13 protein-coding genes and 2 pseudogenes are annotated in these 17,918 nt (G+C 40.4%); 7 read left to right on the forward strand and 8 right to left on the reverse strand.

Going from position 1 to position 17,918, the window contains the following annotated elements; genetic code table 11:
- Positions 1-40 precede the first annotated feature (40 nt).
- The 4 genes and pseudogenes from uvrC to ACRWQN_RS14510 form a co-directional block, all read right to left on the reverse strand.
- Entirely contained in the window at positions 41-1,873 is a 1,833-nt protein-coding gene (gene uvrC / locus ACRWQN_RS14495) for an excinuclease ABC subunit UvrC (RefSeq protein ID WP_434926691.1), read from the reverse strand.
- A gap of 74 nt (positions 1,874-1,947) precedes the next feature.
- Positions 1,948-2,593: pseudogene (gene uvrY / locus ACRWQN_RS14500) on the reverse strand (UvrY/SirA/GacA family response regulator transcription factor).
- A gap of 203 nt (positions 2,594-2,796) precedes the next feature.
- Complete coding sequence (locus ACRWQN_RS14505) at positions 2,797-3,219, reverse strand: secondary thiamine-phosphate synthase enzyme YjbQ (RefSeq protein WP_434926692.1); 423 nt, start codon at positions 3,217-3,219, stop codon at positions 2,797-2,799.
- A gap of 41 nt (positions 3,220-3,260) precedes the next feature.
- Complete coding sequence (locus tag ACRWQN_RS14510; RefSeq protein ID WP_434938514.1) at positions 3,261-3,791, reverse strand: DUF1569 domain-containing protein; 531 nt, start codon at positions 3,789-3,791, stop codon at positions 3,261-3,263.
- 141 nt (positions 3,792-3,932) lie between these two features.
- Here ACRWQN_RS14510 and ACRWQN_RS14515 point away from each other — a divergent pair, with 141 nt between their 5' ends.
- Positions 3,933-4,688, forward strand: a complete 756-nt coding sequence (locus tag ACRWQN_RS14515; protein WP_434938516.1) for a substrate-binding periplasmic protein — start codon at positions 3,933-3,935, stop codon at positions 4,686-4,688.
- A gap of 149 nt (positions 4,689-4,837) precedes the next feature.
- Here ACRWQN_RS14515 and ACRWQN_RS14520 read toward each other — a convergent pair whose 3' ends face one another.
- Positions 4,838-5,242, reverse strand: a complete 405-nt coding sequence (locus ACRWQN_RS14520) for a hypothetical protein (protein ID WP_434938518.1) — start codon at positions 5,240-5,242, stop codon at positions 4,838-4,840.
- Positions 5,243-5,302: 60 nt separating this feature from the next.
- A complete protein-coding gene (locus ACRWQN_RS14525) occupies positions 5,303-5,926 on the reverse strand; it encodes a 2OG-Fe(II) oxygenase (RefSeq protein ID WP_434938520.1) in 624 nt (207 codons plus the stop codon).
- A gap of 272 nt (positions 5,927-6,198) precedes the next feature.
- Between ACRWQN_RS14525 and ACRWQN_RS14530 the strand changes: the two genes are divergently transcribed.
- Positions 6,199-6,486, forward strand: a complete 288-nt coding sequence (locus ACRWQN_RS14530) for a hypothetical protein (protein ID WP_434938522.1) — start codon at positions 6,199-6,201, stop codon at positions 6,484-6,486.
- 97 nt (positions 6,487-6,583) lie between these two features.
- On the opposite strand, the gene ACRWQN_RS14535 is transcribed toward ACRWQN_RS14530, so the two are convergent.
- A complete protein-coding gene (locus ACRWQN_RS14535; RefSeq protein WP_434938524.1) occupies positions 6,584-8,353 on the reverse strand; it encodes a SulP family inorganic anion transporter in 1,770 nt (589 codons plus the stop codon).
- A gap of 350 nt (positions 8,354-8,703) precedes the next feature.
- On the opposite strand from ACRWQN_RS14535, the gene ACRWQN_RS14540 reads away from it, so the two are divergent.
- The 4 genes and pseudogenes from ACRWQN_RS14540 to ilvN all read left to right on the forward strand — a co-directional run bounded on the left by ACRWQN_RS14540 (position 8,704) and on the right by ilvN (position 13,920).
- Positions 8,704-9,879 (forward strand): multidrug effflux MFS transporter, encoded by a 1,176-nt coding sequence (locus ACRWQN_RS14540; protein WP_434940668.1) that lies wholly within the window; start codon positions 8,704-8,706, stop codon positions 9,877-9,879.
- 160 nt (positions 9,880-10,039) lie between these two features.
- A pseudogene (locus tag ACRWQN_RS14545) lies at positions 10,040-11,395 on the forward strand (IS4 family transposase).
- Between the two features lie 311 nt (positions 11,396-11,706).
- Entirely contained in the window at positions 11,707-13,425 is a 1,719-nt protein-coding gene (locus tag ACRWQN_RS14550) for an acetolactate synthase 3 large subunit (protein WP_434938526.1), read from the forward strand.
- Between the two features lie 9 nt (positions 13,426-13,434).
- On the forward strand, positions 13,435-13,920 hold the full coding sequence (gene ilvN, locus ACRWQN_RS14555) for an acetolactate synthase small subunit (RefSeq protein ID WP_434940669.1): 486 nt from the start codon (positions 13,435-13,437) through the stop codon (positions 13,918-13,920).
- Between the two features lie 144 nt (positions 13,921-14,064).
- Here the strand turns inward: ilvN and ACRWQN_RS14560 are convergent, their stop codons facing one another.
- Positions 14,065-16,077 (reverse strand): methyl-accepting chemotaxis protein, encoded by a 2,013-nt coding sequence (locus tag ACRWQN_RS14560; RefSeq protein WP_434938528.1) that lies wholly within the window; start codon positions 16,075-16,077, stop codon positions 14,065-14,067.
- A 790-nt stretch (positions 16,078-16,867) separates the two neighbouring features.
- Here ACRWQN_RS14560 and ACRWQN_RS14565 point away from each other — a divergent pair.
- Positions 16,868-17,917, forward strand: coding sequence for a hypothetical protein (locus ACRWQN_RS14565; RefSeq protein WP_434938530.1), 1,050 nt, complete (start codon positions 16,868-16,870; stop codon positions 17,915-17,917).
- Position 17,918 lies beyond the last annotated feature (1 nt).

A 17,918-nucleotide genomic window follows, 5' to 3' on the forward strand; every position in this document is an offset into this window, starting at 1 on the left:
AGACCAATTATTCGTAAGCTGCGCCAATCTTGCCTTAATTTTAGCCCCCTCGCAATGTGTCATGAATCGTTTGTGCCATTTCTAGGCTAATTCCGGGAACTTTTGTTAATTCTGCCACACTGGCACCCTTTACTTCTTGTAATCCGCCCAAATGTTGCAATAAAGCTTTACGTCTTTTAGGTCCAACACCCGCTATCGATTCTAAAGTTGAAGTATTACGCGTTTTCTGACGTTTATTACGGTGTCCTGTAATAGCAAAACGATGAGACTCATCTCGAATATGCAACACAAGGTGAAATGCGGGTGAATCACTGGCAATTTGAATAATCTCTTCCGAACCACCTAATACAAAGGTTTCTAACCCCGCTTTACGCCCTTCTCCTTTCGTCACCCCCACAATCAAAGGTGGTTTAGCTAAATGGGCACATTTTTCATCAACGATATTTTGCGCAATACGAAGTTGGCCTAACCCACCATCAATAAATAAAATATCAGGCACCTTGCCGGTTTCATCAATTCGGTCAAAGCGGCGGCTAATTGCTTGTTCCATTGCAGCATAGTCATCTCCGCCCGTTATACCATTGATGTTATAGCGTCGATAATCCGCTTTATGCGGCCCTTCACGATTAAACACCACACACGAAGCCACTGTACTCTCACCCATGGTATGGCTGATATCGAAGCATTCCATACGGTTTATTGGCGTAGACAGCTCTAAGGCCTCTTCTAGTAAGCTAAAACGTTGTTCAATTGTATTCTTGTGTGACAATCTGGTAGCCACGGCATTACTGGCATTTGTTATCGCTAAACGTAAAAAGTTAGCTCGCTCACCACGAACGTGTGTTTTTATCGAAAACTTTTTCTGTAACGCCTGTTCTATTGAGGCGGCGACCACTTCCATCCCGTCAAATTCGTGGCTGAGGATCACTTCTTTGGGCACTGTGCGCTGCACGTCTTCATTTAAATAAAACTGCCCCAAAAATGATGATAGTACCTCATCTAACTCTGTGGCCACTGGCACACTTGGGTAATAACTGCGGCTACCAAAAATCTTACCTTCTCGAATAAACAGTAAGTGAAAACAGACAATTCCAGACGCATAATGCACGCCAACAACGTCCATATCACCTTTATTATTAGAGACTTCTTGTTGCTCACTTACTTTACGTAATGCGCTAATTTGATCACGATATTGAGCGGCTTGCTCATAGGCCATGTTAATAGCAGCATGTTCCATTTTATCCACTAAAGTGCTGATCACCTGCTGATCTTTGCCGCGTAAAAATAACGTGGCTAATTTAACCTGCTCTTGATAATCATCATCAGACACAATACCAACGCACGGAGCGCTACAACGGGACAATTGATACTGTAAACACGGGCGAGAACGAGATTTGTAGTACAGGTCATCGCATTGACGAATAGGGAATAACTTCTGCATTAAATTAAGGCTTTCGCGAACAGCACCGCCGTTAGGATATGGCCCAAAATAATGACCTTTCTCGCGCTTTACTCCGCGATGATAAGCCAAACGCGGATGTTTATGACCACTCAGTAAAATATAAGGATAAGACTTATCATCACGTAACAATACATTGTATTTAGGCATGTACTGCTTGATATAGTCATTTTCTAAAATAAGTGCATCGGTTTCGCTGTGGGTAACCGTGACATCGATGTGATCAATGTTAGCGACTAATGCCTGGGTTTTTACATTGGGTAAATTGGCTCGAAAATAAGAGGTTAAACGCTTTTTAAGATCTTTAGCTTTGCCAACATAAATCACTTTGTCGAGTTTATCGTACATACGATAAACGCCTGGTGATGATGTTACAGTGCGAAGGAATGGTTTAGATTGGAACCCGTCAGACATAATTGATTACAACACAGTTAATGGTGACACAAATAAAAATCACGACAACATAATTAGGTTCTCGTGAAATTTGATTAGAATGAACCCGTGTCGAGCATTTTGTATCGAATGGCTAAGCGGGTCAATTCAACGTCACCATTAATACCTAACTTAGCGAATAATCGGTAACGATAACTGTTAACCGTTTTAGGACTTAGATTGAGTTTTTCAGAAATTTCATTTACTTTCTCACCGTTAGTTATCATCAGCATGATTTGCAACTCACGCTCTGAGAGGCTGGTAAAAGGGTTTTCATCACTGCTATCGAACTGGCTTAACGCCATTTGCTGCGCAATTTCAGGGGATAAATAACGCTGACCACGAGACACTTGGCTAATTGCGCGGATAACCTCTGGGGAAGTTGAACCTTTAGTTAAATAACCAGACGCTCCTGCTTGCATAACTTTTTTAGGGAAAGGGTCTTCAGTTTGTACCGTTAGTACTATTATTTTAGCATCAGGCTGATAACGTAGTATTTTACGTGTCGCTTCTAAACCGCCCATCCCAGGCATGTTCATGTCCATTAAAATAACATCAGCTTCATTCTGACGAGACCATTGTACGGCGGTTTCACCATCATGCGCTTCACCAACCACTTTAATCCCACGCTCATCTTCTAAAAGGCAGACGGATCCCAGTACGAACTAACTCATGATCATCAACTAAATATACAGATATCAACTTCAACCACCTATTTATTATTTGCCATTCATCCTGAATGTTGGCATTTTTGTTTTGCGAAACATCGACATAATAAAACATATGATGCTTTGAAGTTTCTAGCAGACAAATTTATCACTAATCCTTGAACTCACACAAGCAAGACAAGCACGATAAGCCAACTTTCAACTAAATAAAAATGGTCTGCACCTCAAGCTGATTACTTACTGGCCATTTAAGGTCACAATAATACTGCGCGCCGAACCTTGGTCTCTGTGTTCACACAGGTAAATCCCCTGCCACGTCCCCAAATTAAGGCGCCCCTTACTAATGGGGATGGTCAGTTCAGCACCTATGAGTGACGATTTAATATGCGCGGGCATATCATCAGCACCTTCATAGGTATGTCGATAATAAGGGGCATTTTCAGGCACCATAACATTGAAATGTCGTTCAAAATCGCCCCTTACCGTTGGGTCGGCATTTTCATTTAATGTCAGTGACGCTGAAGTGTGTTGAATGAAAAAATGCGCCAAGCCTATTTCAAAGGTTTTAAGCTCAGGTAATTGTTGCAATAACTCATCTTCAACGAGGTGAAAGCCTCGTCTTTTAGCCGCTAGTTGGATGCTTTTTTGAAACCACATCATTTTCTCGCTTAGGGTCTATTTTAATAACATGATTATCAGGACTATCGGAGTTCAACTTCAAGTAAATGATCCATAAAATGCATGCCATGGGCTAACTCATATTGCTTTTTAGTTAGCGCACCATAGGCAAAGTGCGGCGCTAGGACTCCATCATAGGCTCGAAAATCAATTAATGATTGTTTAAAACGCGCATAAGCATTTGTGAGGTTATGACTCGTATTCAACAGTAACTGCTTATCCAAACTTGCTGCACCCGGAATAGGTTCACTTAAACTATGTGACATTTTTCTTTTTGACTCAAACACAGCAAATGCCAATGACCCAAGAGTTACTTTAAATAAATCAGATTTGTGTTGCGGATAACCCAACATTGAATACTCCACACTCTGTGCGCAGTGCTGCAAAATTTGAGCGACATCCCACTCTCCATTAGCGACTGGATGACTTATCATAACCTTATCAAGCAATGTAATCATGGAGTCTATATCAAGTGGTACCACTTCAGGTTCTACACTCATCCAAGCTGCACCACCTATGGTCAGCATGGTCGTCGTGACTAAACTGAACCGCATAAACTGTCTTCTATTCATCATGACGCCCATTTCATATTATTTATCTAACCAATGCACCTTATTGTCACTTTGATTACAGTATTTATCTTGCAACCTTTGTGGTACATTTTTGTACATATATATAATACTCACAAAAATACTATGCATCGCCAATTATTCATATTACTTATTTTTGCCGTCTTATCGGTACAATCTGCCCATAGCAAACCTATTGTTAAGGTTGCTGGTTATCAATTTGCGCCCTACTTAAATCAATCAAGTGATGGACTTTATACTGGATTATCAGTTGATGTGGTAAAGGCATTGAATGGCATTCAATCAGAAGTACAATTTGAATTTGTTGCGACGAGTATTAGTAACCGCTATAAAGCGTATAAGATGGATCGTTATGACATGATATTATTTGAAAGCCCTATTTGGGGTTGGCAAGATATTGAACATGAATTTGTGCCATTACATATTAATGATGGAGAACTCTTTATTGCGTTGAAAGACAAAGCTATCGAACAACAATATTTTGATAACTTTAACGGTAAAGTACTCAGCCTGGTAAAAGGATATCATTATGCATTTGCTCAGTGGCAAGTTGACCCAAAGGCACTTAATAATGATTATAATATTCAATTCGTCAGATCAAACGAGGCTTCAATTGTGAGCATACTCAGAGGCAGAGCGGATATCGCCCCTGTAACCTGGTCTTACTTGCAATTCTATTTAGCCCAGTATCCTGAGGTCAAATCTCAGCTACTAATTTCTAACAAATGGGACCAAAAATATGACCATGGTGTTTTATTAAATCCCAAAGCACCTATTAGCAAGCAACAACTTACAAAATGGATATCACTGCTGCAAGAACAAAATATACTACCCCGATTAGCGGCAAACTATGGATTATAAAAACATAATAAACAATGACTTAAAGAATAGTTTTGTAGGCTGTGAATATTAATTCTTTCAGGTGATAAATTATCAGCTAACAAAAAACCGTATTCATTGAATACGGTTTTTTCTGTAATTAACAAGCTAGCGTTATTAATGTTGAGATGCTACATGGTCACCATCGACCAATAATCCAGACGTTTTTGAGGCTCATAGACAACGGTTTTACACAACTCTTTGTATTGCCCCATTAACCCGCCTAAATTAGACGAGCCACCTAACTTAGCAATTTGTTGTTGTTTCTCGGCTATAATATCTTTTGCAACTTGTTCTGCACTGCGATATTTTTCGGCTAATGTAGCAGCATCAGTCGCCGATATTTTTAAACGCTCACCCACTGCCTGCATTTGCGGTGCATTCATTGCACCAATCGCTTCCGAAGCAATTTGGTAATAGGCTGCACACTGAACCACTTCATCGGCAAAGGCTTTCTCGGCCTGATCTTGTGCGCAGACAGCTTGGCTTAAACATACTAACGAGGCCGTTAATAACCATTTCGCTTTAATACTCATATCCCGTCCTATTTAGTGTGCTAAATTTAAAAAAACACGTCATTAAAATCAAAGATACCATTAAAAACCATGCGTTGCATGACTTACCCTAAACCACCCCGCAATACTGTTACGGGTTTTTAATGTTGGTAACACTTCATGGGGAAAGCGCTCACTTAAAAATATGGCTAACGTTCCCATCTGAGGTTTTACCGTTTCTAGCAGTAAATCGAACTCATCATAAATAAGCAGCTCGCCGCCATCGTCCAATTGCCAATGTGGATTTAAGAAAAATACCGTTGTAAGAATTCGATTTTGGCTGCCTTTTAAAGCATCAACATGCTTTTTATAATGTGCTCCAGGCTCATACACTGCATAGTGGCTCTCATAATCAAACAACCCCATAAATAAGCGTCGATTAAGGCCCTCTCTAAGTTGCTCCATAATAGACAGGTACGCTTTGTCTGTGTGGTCTTGTTTATCAAGCCAACTGATTTTATCTGAGCGGATCTCAGCATTAACTTGCTGTTCAATACCGCGACCAATAGCCGCATATTTAAAATCAATGTCATGCTTAGCCTGCATTTTTTCAAGTAGGGCTAAACTAACATAATCAGGAATGATATCTGATAAAAGACTATAGCCTTTATCGACTAACGCATCTGCGATCACATCCAGCACTGCTTCACTTATCGGCGAAACCATACATGCTACATCCAAAGAGACGACGCTTTTTACTTTACTTTAGGACTTAGGCTGCAAGATTAAGTCAGAATTTCGAGGGGGCGTGGTTTGCTAAATTTAAAGGGCATAATTAAATACGCCCGAATTTTTCAATAGAGTGTGAATACTCATTTAGTCTGCGAATACTAGTTTAACAATGACATTATGACAACAAAATAAATAGGGAATACCTTAAAGTTTCCGCTGTTATAGCAATGCTTCAACCAAGGGAGTACATTTTTGAGAACCAACCCATGTTACTGATCTCTGGTCGCAAAAAACCTGTTATTACTGCCTATCTAGCCCCTAAATACTTTAGCCACGCACAAATAGGACAACAGGCAACAATTAAGCTGCCTGATGGTAGTAAGCTCAGAGCAAAAATTTCTGAGCCAACTGAATTAGTGAGTCGATTACCACAGCAGTTATCAGGGCCTTTTGAAGGTGATAAAGCGGTGTTAAAAATAATTCTAACGCTCGATGATTCACTTCCAGTATCCATTGAAGGTTTACCTGTAGAAGTTATCTTCTACTATCAGTAGTCAATGATGTTTCAAGGTCGAACTTGATAACGTACATAGCCTGTACCTAAACTTAAACCTGCGCCTAAACGTCCTCAGTTTAACCTGAGGACGAAGTCTATATTTGGCTGTGGGTCAGCACAACCTTATGTTGCTCAAACTTATCTTGCTCAGTATCGGGCCCATGTTCCTGTAATGCCTCATCTGCCGCTTGTTTACTTTGATTGACTTTTAACGCTAGGTACAAGTCTGAACGGATATAAATACCTTCATTGCCAGACTTCATCCCGGTCTGTTCAAACCATGATAGTAATTGACGCTTTCTACCAGCAAGCTCAAGCCGCACGCCGCGCTTTTTAAACAGCGCATCTAAATCGGCAAGCATTGCCATTACACTTAAATCTAAATGAGTAAAACACGGTACAGCATCAATAATAACGCATTTTATATCGCCTTTTTGTCTTGCGTATTGCTCTAACAATCGACGTTTAAAATAACCTGAATTAAAGTAAGTTAACGGTGAATTGAATCGATAGATGAAAATACCAGCCACAGGTTTCGCTTTGTCACTGCTATCTAAACTTCTGATTACCCCTTTTATATCAACCCCTAAAACCTGATCAGTTGGGCGCATAACCGTTCGAATAAATTGGAACAAACCCAATAACACGGCCAATGTAATCCCAGGGATAACACCAATGAACAATACCGCAAATAAGGTTATTGACGCTAAGTAAAAGGCTTGTTTGTCGCGTAGTCTTAATTGCCACACAGCTTTTAAATCTAAAAGATGCACTGACGCTATCACCAACACCACACCGAGCGCAGCACTTGGAATAAACTCCAGCGGCGCAGTCAGAAAAATAGCAATAATGGCAATAATCGCCGCAGCAATAATTGACACTAATTGTGTTTTACCACCATTAGCATCATTCACCGCGGTACGGGAGTCAGCGCCACTTACTGCAAATCCCTGTGATAACGCTGAGGCTATATTCGCCAGCCCCAGTGCTCTAAACTCTTTATCTGCATCAATGTCATAGCCATTTTTGGCTGCAAAACTGCGGGCAGTCAGCATCATACTAACAAAGCTGACTACCGCTAAGTTAAGCGCAGGCATAACAAGTTCGCGTATAATACCAACGTTAAACTCTGGCGCTTGAAACAAAGGTAATCCTCCTGCTACTTCCCCTATGGTTTTGACATCAAATTGCTCAAGGTTAAACACCCAAACCAATATCGCCCCAAACGCGATGGCAAACATTGATGAGGGCCAGCTTGGTCTTAACCGTTTCATACCAAAATAAATAGCCACTGTGAGTATGGCCATTAATAAGGTCGGAACGTGGGTTTTTGACAAATAAGTAGGTGCGCCACCTAAACGCTCAAGTAAGTATCTTTCATCGAAAGTGAAACCGAATATTTTTGAAAACTGACCAACAATAATGGTAACTGCCACACCATTTAATAGCCCCATTAAAATTGGCTTGGACAGAAAATCAGCCAATACCCCTAATTTAAATCGGCTAGCAATTAAACACCAAAACCCGGTCATTGCAGTCATGGTCATAACCAGTTGCCAATGCTTAACACTGTCGCCGGCCGCCAGTGGCGTAACCACTGCTGCAATAACAGCACAAGTCGCTGCGTCAGGCCCAACAATAAGTTGCCTTGAGGTGCCAAACAAAGCATATATCATCATAGGTAAGACGCAGGAGTATAAGCCAACAGCAGCGTTAACACCGGTAAGTTGGGCATAAGCAATTGCAACTGGAAGCGCTACAGCAGCAACTGATAATGCCGCTTTAACATCATCCGCAAACCACTTTCGCTCATAGTTAATAAGTGTGTTTAAACCTGGCATAAACTCGTACAAACGTGACAACACAGCAGTTTCCTTGTCATTACAGCTAATGCAGCAATGATAGGTTTTTATTGGAAAAATTACAGCAACTTGTGTAATTTTTTTCTAGCACAGAAATGTGACATAAAAATGAATCAGTGCAACATAACGTGATAATTGCCCTTGGAGGACATTAATAATTAGCTCCATGATGAGAAAAATTGATACTTTTGATTACAAAATCTCAAATCCAAAGCACCTATTACATGTTAAACTACTCTGCTGAAATATCATTTTTCATTTATTTGCTCCAAATGGCTTCTCTATAATTTCCTGAGGTTTTTGTGTCTCAATCTTCAAACAAAGCTGCCCTAAACACTTTCCCGCATTTAGCAATGCTACTTCCTATGTTAGCGGCAATCGTTGCGATAACGCCCTTAGCAATTGATATGTACTTACCTGCTATGTCAACTTTGGCAAAAGGTTTTGGCACCGATGTGACCATGGTTCAGCAATCGCTAAGTATTTACCTGGCAGGCTATGCGTTAGGCATGCTGACATTTGGGCCTATTGCAGACAGGGTTGGCCGCAAGCCATTAGTGATTACCGGGTTAATTGGTTTTAGTGTGATCAGTTTATTGCTCGGGTTTAGTCAAACTATTGAACAATTTCTTGTGCTGCGTTTTCTACAGGCCTTTATTGGCGCTGCGGCAACAGTCGTGGTACCGGGTTATATTAAAGAAATCTACGGAGAAAATACTGCTAAGGGCATGTCTTACGTCAGTTTAATCATGATGTTAGCGCCATTAATTGCTCCTACAATAGGCAGTTTTATATTAGAGCTTGGTGACTGGCATTTAATCTTTTTTGTATTAAGTTTTTACGCAGCTTTATTACTTATCATAGTGCTAACAAAGTTAAAAATGCCCAGTGATACTGACTTAGCACAACGTAGTCAAAAGTCATTTTTTCGCTCGTATTACACAGTATTTTCTCGCCAAGGTGTAAAGTTACATATCACCAGTGGCGTATTGACCTCTTTTGCATTTTTCTGTTATTTAACTGCATCGCCATTTGTGTACATGGAAGTATTTCAATTAGACAAGTCGTTATTTGCCATTCTATTCAGCTCCAATGTGGGCGCATTAATGTTAGCCAACATTGTTAATTCACGTATTGTCAGTCGTTATGGCTCAAAGCGTATGCTGCATGTCGGTACATTTTTTGCTGCTATCGCCGCTATTGGATTGGTACTGGTGAACGTGTTTGACTTAAGCTATCACTTTACCGTGATGATGCTGATCCCATTAATGGGTGCATTAGGGATTATGTCAGTTAATGCAGATGCGATTGTGTTAATGAAATTCAAGCAAGAAACCGGCACAGCAACTGCCGTTATTGGTACATTACGGTTTGGATTTGGGGCGACCGCAGGTCCCTTACTAGCATATTTTTATACTGGCACTGCTGTGCCATTTGCCAGCCTAATGTTAGTGGCCATTTTAATGGTTGCCGCGTGTCAGGTATTACAAAATTATCAAAGCAAATATCACACTCTTACTGATAGCTGATAACTGATAACTGATAACTATCGTTGGTAAGTTAACGCGTAAATTCCACAAAGCCATCAACCAAGCGTTTGATTAACACCGATCAGTTAAGAAACTGATCGGTTGACAGCAAAAATGATCCTACGAAAATGGCTCCTTCTTTTGAACGGAGTCATTTTTTATGTTGTCTAACTGGCTTATTGATACTGAATTACTTGTCGCCCCCGAAGAACTATCTATCTTTCAAAAAGAATTGCCGTTGGAATGGATTGAACAAGCTTTGGAGCTAACCAACAAAGCAAGTATTAGGCGCAGAAAACTTCCAGCAGAATTAGTCGTTTGGCTCATCGTTGGAATTGGCCTCTACCGAAATCGTTCCATCGCTGAAGTCGTCTCCAAGCTCGACTTAACGTTAGTTGATAAGTTGGGAGAAACCGTTGCACCAAGTGCTATCCCGCAAGCCAGACAGCGACTGACAGCGACTGACAGCGACTGACAGCGACTGACAGCCGCTCCCCTTAAAGCCCTTTTTGATATCACTTCTAAACACTGGTGTCATAGGGAAGACAGCCAAGATACATGGCATGGTCTTCAGTTATTTTCTGTTGATGGAACGACATTTCGATGTGCAGAAAATACCGAGAATTCAGAGCATTTTGGCTATATCAGTAATCAGCATAGAAAGCAGTCCGTATACCCAGTAGCCCGCTTATGCGCACTCATGTCATTACGAAGTCGTATGATAAGAAATGTAAAATTTGGTCCGTGTAGTAAAGGAGAAATTAGTTATGCTCGAGAGCTAATTGGATCAGTTCCAGCTAATTCTCTCACTATTTTTGATAGTTGTTACTTTAGTGCAGATCTTATGACAAGTTGGTGGGGAGCCAACCAGAATAGTCATTGGCTTACACCACTCAAAAGTAATACACGCTTTGAAGTCATCGAGCAATACGCTGACAACGATTATCTAGTTGAGATGCCAGTATCACCACAAGCGAGAAAAAAGAACCCAGAGCTACCTGAAAAGTGGCATGCAAGACTAGTGACCTATCAAGAAAAATCCCAGGGCAATCATATTACAGGTGTGCTGAGTTCATTAACCAATAGAAGCCAATACTCCTCTCAAGATATATTAGGTGTCTATTTCGAACGCTGGGAGATAGAAAATGGCTATGGAGAAATCAAGCAATATCAACTTGATGAGAGTATTTTATTAAGAAGTCAGACAGTTGAAGGCATTTATCAGGAGATTTGGGGATTACTGATAGCGTACAACTTGATCCGAGTTGAAATAAGCCAAATCGCTAAAGAGGCAGAAGTGTCACCATTACGGATTAGCTTTGTAATGGCGATGCGCTATATACAGGATGAGTTGATGTGGTGCGCAATTGCTTCGCCAGGAACAATCCCTAAAAAGCTCAAAGCAATGAGGGAAAACGTTAAGCAATTTATCTTGCCCAAAAAACGAAAACGGCCCAAAAGTAGGACCGTTCGAATTAACAAAACCCGCTATCCAGTTAAGAGAAGAAACTCTTAACTGAATGGTGTTAAGCGTTTGATGGCTTTTTTGTTTGTCAAATCCAACATACTCTGGTGACAAAAATCCTTTTACTTAGATTAAATATGAAATATTTTCAAATTAATTAAAAAAATAAACAAAACACTTGCAGTAAATATAGATTTACATATGATAAAGCTCATACGTTCTGCAGAGCGGATAATGGGTTTAAGGTACGTCTTACCCTTTAACAGACTTAAATAACCGTTTAAGTTTATTTTTTAGAACGATTACCGCCGTTGTATGCAAGATACTGTTTACCATAACGGTAACTTAAGAGGATTGATTTCATGGAAAAGCTTTCTGGCGCCAGTATGATTGTGCGCTCACTAATAGATGAAGGTGTTAGCCATATTTTTGGTTACCCGGGTGGTTCTGTTTTAGATATCTATGATGCCCTCCACAAAATAGCTGGTGTAGAACATATATTAGTTCGTCACGAGCAAGCCGCGGTTCACATGGCAGATGGTTATGCTCGCGCCACGGGTAAAGTTGGCGTGGTACTGGTAACCTCAGGTCCTGGTGCAACCAATGCCATTACCGGTATTGCAACAGCCTACATGGACTCTATCCCCTTAGTGGTGTTATCTGGTCAGGTACCAAGCTCACTCATTGGTAATGACGCCTTCCAAGAATGTGACATGATTGGTATTTCTAGGCCTATCGTTAAACACAGCTTTTTAGTTAAAAACCCGGCTGATATTCCTGAAATCGTTAAAAAAGCATTTTTTATCGCCTCTACAGGTCGCCCCGGCCCTGTGGTTATAGATTTACCAAAAGACTGCCTAAGTCCTGATAATCTTTATGATTATATCTATCCAGACAGTGTAAAAATGCGTTCATACAACCCAACAACAACTGGTCACAAAGGTCAAATCCGCCGTGGACTCCAAGCCTTATTAGCGGCCAAAAAACCGGTTCTTTATGTGGGTGGTGGCGCGATTATTTCAGAGTGTGACAAACAAATATTATCACTTGCTGAACAACTTAATATTCCGGTAATTTGCACATTAATGGGCTTAGGCGCTTTCCCTGGGACTCATCAACAAAGCTTAGGCATGTTAGGCATGCATGGCACATTTGAAGCCAACAATGCTATGCATAATTGTGATTTGATATTTGGTATTGGGGTACGTTTTGATGATCGTACGACCAATAATGTTGATAAATATTGCCCTAACGCCACTATTTTACACATAGATATCGACCCTGCATCTATTTCAAAAACCGTACGAGTAGACATTCCGATTGTAGGTTCAGCGGATAATATTCTTGATACCATGCTTGAACTGTTAGCCAGCACCAAAGGTAAGAATGATACCGAGGCATTAGATGCTTGGTGGCAACAAATTACTCAATGGCGCGCTCAAGAATGTTTAGAGTTTGATAGAACCACTGACCGTATTAAGCCGCAACAAGTTATCGAAACCTTATATAAGCTAACCAATGGTGACGCTTATGTCGCCTCGGATGTCGGTCAACATCAGATGTTTGCTGCCCTTTATTACCCGTTTGATAAACCACGCCGTTGGATTAACTCCGGTGGTTTAGGCACCATGGGCTTTGGTTTACCTGCCGCTATGGGCGTCAAAATGGCCTTCCCAGACGAAACCGTCGTGTGCGTTACTGGCGATGGTTCTATTCAAATGAATATTCAAGAACTATCAACGGCACTGCAATATGATACTCCTGTTAAAATTATCAACTTGAATAACCGCTTTTTGGGCATGGTAAAACAATGGCAAGATATGATTTATTCTGGCCGCCATTCGCACTCCTACATGGATTCTGTGCCTAATTTTGCCAAAATTGCCGAAGCTTATGGCCATGTAGGCATAACAATTAGCGATCCAAAAGAGCTAGAGTCAAAATTGGCCGAAGCATTAGCCATAAAAGATCGATTAGTATTTGTAGATATTAGTGTTGATGAGACAGAACACGTTTATCCAATGCTAATTCGTGGTGGAGCAATGAACGAAATGTGGTTAAGCAAAACGGAGAAAAGCTAATGCGTCTGTATTATTTCTGTATTACTTGAAAACCAACCCGGTGCACTTTCTCGCGTTGTAGGCTTGTTTTCACAACGTGGTTACAACATTGAAAGCTTAACCGTTGCACCAACGGAAGATAACACACTGTCACGTTTAAACATTACCGTGATAGCGGATGCAAAAGTGTTAGAGCAAATTGAAAAACAACTGCATAAGCTTATTGATATACTAAAAGTGGCTAACATTACTGAGGCCGCGCACATTGAACGCGAGCTAGCTCTCGTCAAGGTCAAAGCTATTGGTGATGTGCGTGAAGAAGTTAAGCGTACTGCGGATATTTTTCGCGGCCAAATAGTTGATGTAACAGCAAGCCTTTACACCATCCAAATGGCTGGAACCAGTGATAAAGTTGATGCCTTTATTGGTGCCTTAACAGAAGTCACTAAGGTGATAGAAGTGTCTCGTTCAGGCGTGGTGGGGCTGTCTCGTGGTGAGAAATCAATGCGGGCATAAGCTAAATTGAATTAAACCAGTACCATAGTTTGTAAACATAAAAGAGCCACAGGTTAATCTGTGGCTCTTTTGTTTGCTGATCTATTTGTTTATTACAGGCGCATAACGTCAATCATTCACTTAACAGCATAAACCATTAATAAATTACAGTTTAAACCGAGAAACAAGCAGTTCCAACTCGGTAACTTTTTCATCAAGTAGTCTCGCTGAGTCAGAGCCAATTTTTGTTTGCTTTAACGACTCATTAGCAATATCACTAATCGCCGTAATATCCCTGGATATCTCTTGTGTCGCATGTGATTGCTCATCACTTGCAGTGGCAATAGCATGGATCATCGAGTTAGCATCTACAGTGCGTTGAACAATTTTAGTAAGTGCTTCTCCCGCTTGATTAGCAAGTTGCACGCCCACAGCAACTAACTCAGTCCCATCACCCATCCGAGTTACCGCTTGGCGCGTTTCATTTTGAATAGCACCAATTAATGTACCCACTTCTTTGGTCGCCTTGGAAGTTCTCTCTGCTAACCCCCTTACTTCATCAGCAACAACAGCAAAACCTCGACCTAACTCTCCCGCTCTAGCAGCTTCAATTGCGGCATTTAGTGCCAACAAGTTAGTTTGCTCTGCAATATCATTAATCACTTTAATAACATTGCCAATTTCATCGCCGCGTTGACCTAACACATTTACAGTAGATGCGGTTTCATTAACCACTTCTGCAATTCGATTAATTCCTTTGACGGTCTCTTGCATTAAACGCCCACCCTCTTGGGCTTCATCACCTGCTTGTTGTGAGGTTGTCGCGGCATCCGCGCTTTGCGCTGCAACTTCTTTCACTGTGATACTCATTTCTTCAACTGCAGCGGCAATAAGATTAGCTTTATCAGCCTGAGCTTGACTGCCCTGAACAACTTGATGACTAGAATGAGCCACCTGGGCACTACTAGAGGCGACCTGATTCGCCACATTTGATATTTGCTCAATAAGTGACTTTAGTGAACGCTGCATCTGATCAACTGACGCCGATAAAATACCTAACTCATCAGTTCGATCATCGTTAATTAATGCAGCAGTTAAGTCACCATCAGCAATTAACCTCGCTTTAGACGAAATAACATCCAATCTACGTTGGATCATACTCGATATTTTCCAAGCGATTAAGGTTCCAACGACGAGCACAATTATCGCGTTTAAAATTAACCATAAAATCACGTTATCAACATTGGTGTTTAAGCTTGCTAACGCTGACTTTGCATCCACCTCTTCTTCCGTTGCAGAGCTCTTTAAAATGTCCATTATCGGCACAACCAACTCATGCTCTAACTTATCAATCAAAGCATTAGCTGTAGCTTTATTTGAAGGGTTATAATTTTCAAATACTTGGTTAGCTGTCGATTTTATTTCATTGTAATAACTTTCAATTCTACGAATATTATCTAGTTCTTGTGGTTTTTGCTCTAAAGGCTTGAGTAATGAAAGATACGATTGAAATGAGTCTGAGTCAGCTTTAAATGCTTCTTTAGCTTCAGGAACGCCTGAAATATAAGTATTTATAGATGAAATCATATCTCCTGCCTCATCCACTAGTTCAAGATAATATCGCAACCCAGGTAAGTCATCATTTAAAGATTCTTCTAAATTATCCGTCTTAAGAGCATCATTAAATTCCTCTTCTTTTAAAGCATCGAGTAAATCCTCTAAAGGTTTTCCTACATTTACCGTCAATTCAGTAACCTGCTTAATGGCGGTTTGCTCCCTTAAAGGAGAATACTTTGCAAAAACATTGGACGAAAGCTGATCGATATATTGGTTGGCAAGGGTTTCAATTTTAGCCATTTTATCAATATCTTGTTGTTTAACTGATTCTAAGGGAACTAATACACTTAAGGCATGTTTAAAGTTTTTGATATTTTCAATAAAATCTTGTTTCTCATCCTCCTCACCATTTAAGTATTCAAGTGCATTTGTTTGTATTGCACTAATACTATCAGCGACAGCAAGGTAAGCGAGTACTCCGGGGACATCATCTTCGGCAATTTCTTGGGCGATTTTTGCCGAATCAGCAACAATGGACCAAATCACGACCGCTAGTAACAGTGTAATAGCAACAATTGAACTGAACCCTAAGTACAGGGATTGTGACAATTTTAGATTCATAAAATATGCTCTCAACAGATAAAAATTTAATCCATCCATGAGAATTCTCTTCAAAATCCATTTAGGGTTACAGCGTTAAGTTAATCACTTAATTTTGGTAAAGTTTAAGCAATATAAATTAATGCAAAATAAATGTTCCAACCTGAGCATGCATAGTACTCGCAAGCTTTGATAAATTATTCATTCAATGACTCAACAAGAATTTGTTAAAAAAATGTAATCGTCACTAAAATAAAGTATTGCATAGAGTAGGTTTTATACTAGGCAGAGAAACAAAAAAATTATTTTTTATCGGGAATGGTACATAAAGCTATTACGTTAAAAATCATCCCTCTGATATCAAATCGATTGCATTATATAAAAACCTGCACAAGCTTACTTTTGATGTTAACGAGGCGGGATATTTAGGTAATAATTAATTAAATGTTATATTTTTTAAAATAATTGGAGTAAAAACTTAAAACACCAGTGTTAATAAAATGTTAAAACGATATTGATTTAAACTGACAATAACCATGCCTTAAAATCACTTATGGTAAACACCTTCAAAATAACTTTATAAAACTGACTATAAAACATTCAAACACGAGCCCCTTTCTTGTCATAAAATGACTAATTTTTAACTGTTGCAATCTTTTTTTCTCCTCTATGTTGATTGCTGAAAGTAAAAAAAAATTAAATTAACCCCCTAATTATAATAAAAATGCTAGCGCTACTATTACCTTCATTGAACACAATAATGTTAGTCGTAATGGTGGCCGCCGTAGCAGACAATAGACAAGGATATCAGATGAATAAATCACTATTTTTACTCATGGCGGGCTTACTCAGTGGTGCAGTTCAAGCCGCTGTAGGTGGCCATCCAGTCGTATTAGTACATGGCTTTCAACCCGACAACTTACAAAGTAAGCCAACAGGCACTCAGGTTAGCGATAATGGCGATCAATATTGGGCTCAGTATTGGCGGGATCGCGCCGATGAACGTATCGATTGGCCATCACATGAGCGTATAGCCAATAAAATCACTAGCAATTACGTATGGCCTAAATTACAGCAAATGTCCCGTGATGGAACCTGTGCCAGTGGCTGTGTGTTTGTCACTCACTCGACAGGTGATTTAGTCACCCGTTATATTATTGATAATCAAGCACTATGGTTACAAAATGCCGGTCTGCAGCCATTAAACATTGTGGCCACCTTCGATTTTGCTGGTGCGGGTGGTGGTGTTGAATTAGCCGATCTTGCCGTCAATGTTGCCAATGGCTCAGGCCTTATCGATGCAACCTTAAGGTTTGCAGTGTCCTTATGGCTAGGCACCACTCCAACACCATCAACAATTGGTGTACTTAATGATTTACGTGTTAATAGTGCCCGCCAGCTTGCGCCCTTTCCAGAAAGTAGAGTACCCCGCTTACGTTTTGCGGGTGCTGGGTCTGACTTTCTTGGGGCTACGGGGGCATTTTTACCCGGTGAAGATGATGGCGTAGTCGCCAGCCACTCAAGCTGTGGTGCAGCATCGGTAGGCAGTTATAACAGCTGCTCACGCAGTGTCGCATTTGATGGCAAACTTCAATCTGTCAGTGGCCCGAGCCAGTTTATGCCGTATCATTACCCCATGTTAATGAGCGAAGGCTACAGTCATGGTGACACTATTTTAAACAGTGCCAAAGATGAAGTCACCACAGCTAACAGCAGTGCTAATTACCTAAATGGTGACAATTTGCAATTTAATACCTATGAAGAAAAACGCGGTTGGTGGGTGTTTAGTTCACGTTATCGACTAGTCCGCAACTCGGCGAATACCAGTATGTCATCCCTTGTGTATCAGGCGGCTAATTAAT

The organism is Shewanella sp. HL-SH8, from assembly GCF_051165765.1.
Lineage (GTDB): Bacteria > Pseudomonadota > Gammaproteobacteria > Enterobacterales > Shewanellaceae > Shewanella > Shewanella glacialimarina.